This window comes from Micromonospora sp. RTP1Z1 (assembly GCF_033804685.1).
Classification (GTDB): domain Bacteria; phylum Actinomycetota; class Actinomycetes; order Mycobacteriales; family Micromonosporaceae; genus Micromonospora.
On the sequence record NZ_JAPFQV010000138.1, the window covers coordinates 1 to 1,165 of the forward strand.

Annotated in this window: 1 protein-coding gene and 1 pseudogene; both read left to right on the forward strand. The window is 69.5% G+C overall.

Annotated features, from left to right (window positions below; all coding sequences use genetic code 11):
- Positions 1-120 (forward strand): annotated as a pseudogene (locus tag SLP03_RS31385) (IS607 family transposase); the annotation flags it as partial.
- Positions 117-1,091, forward strand: a complete 975-nt coding sequence (gene tnpB / locus SLP03_RS31390) for an IS607 family element RNA-guided endonuclease TnpB (RefSeq protein WP_319464258.1) — start codon at positions 117-119, stop codon at positions 1,089-1,091. The pseudogene SLP03_RS31385 and the gene tnpB, both read left to right, overlap by 4 nt.
- Positions 1,092-1,165: the final 74 nt, after the last annotated feature.

Below are 1,165 nucleotides of genomic sequence, written 5' to 3' on the forward strand. Positions count from 1 at the left end.
GATGATCTGGTGCGGGACATGACCGAGGTGCTGACCTCGATGTGCGCCCGCCTGTACGGGCGCCGGTCGGCCCGACACCGGGCCGACGCCGCACTGCTTGCCGCGGCGGAGGCCGGGTGAAGAAGTTCCAGCCGCAGCCGGGCTTCGTGGTGCAGGCGTACCGGTTCGCTCTGGACCCCAACGCCGCGCAGGAGCAGGCGCTGCGCTCGCACTGCGGCGCAGCCCGCGCGGCCTACAACTGGGCGGTGGGCTGGGTGTCGGCGTCGTGGTGGCAGCGCCGCGCCGAAGAGTCCTACGGGCTCGCCGGGCCGGAGTTGACCGAGTGGCGGCCGTGGTCGCTACCGGCCCTGCGTAAGGCGTTCAATCAGGTCAAGCGCAGCGATCCGCGGTTTGCCGACTGGTGGGCGGAGAACTCCAAGGAGGCCTACAACACCGGCCTCGCCAACGCCGCCGCGGCGTTTGACAACTACGCCAAGTCCAAGCGTGGGCAGCGCAAGGGCGGGCGGATGGGTGTGCCCCGCCGGAAGTCGAAACACAAGGCGCGCTTGGCCTGCCGATTCACCACCGGCACGATCCGCGTGGAGCCGGACCGCCGTCATGTCACCCTGCCCAGACTGGGCACGATCCGCACCCACGAATCCACACGCAAGCTTGAGCGCCGTATCGCGGGCGGCAGCGCCCGCATCCTCTCCGCCACTGTGAGGTTCGAGCGCGGGCGCTGGTTCGTCTCCTTCCAAGTCGAGGTCGAACGCGCCGAGCGCACCCCGGCCCGCCCGGACGTCGCGGTCGGGGTGGACCTGGGCGTGAAATGCCTCGCCGTCCTCGCCGACAGTCAAGGCGAGATCCGCCACGTGCCCAACCCGGCGCACTACGACACCGCCCTGAACGCCCTCAAACGCCTGTCCCGGCGGGTTTCCCGCCGTCAAGGGCCGGACCGGCGCACCGGCCAGACGCCCTCGAAACGGTGGCTGAAAGCCAACACGGAACGTAACCGCGTACACCACCAGGTGGCGAACCTGCGTACCGACGCCTGCACAAACTCACTACCGCGATCAGCGCCGAGTACGGCACGGTGGTGGTCGAAGACCTGAATGTCGCCGGGATGCTCCGCAATCGGCGCCTGGCAAGGAAGATCGCCGACGCCGGATTCGGAGAGATCCGGCGA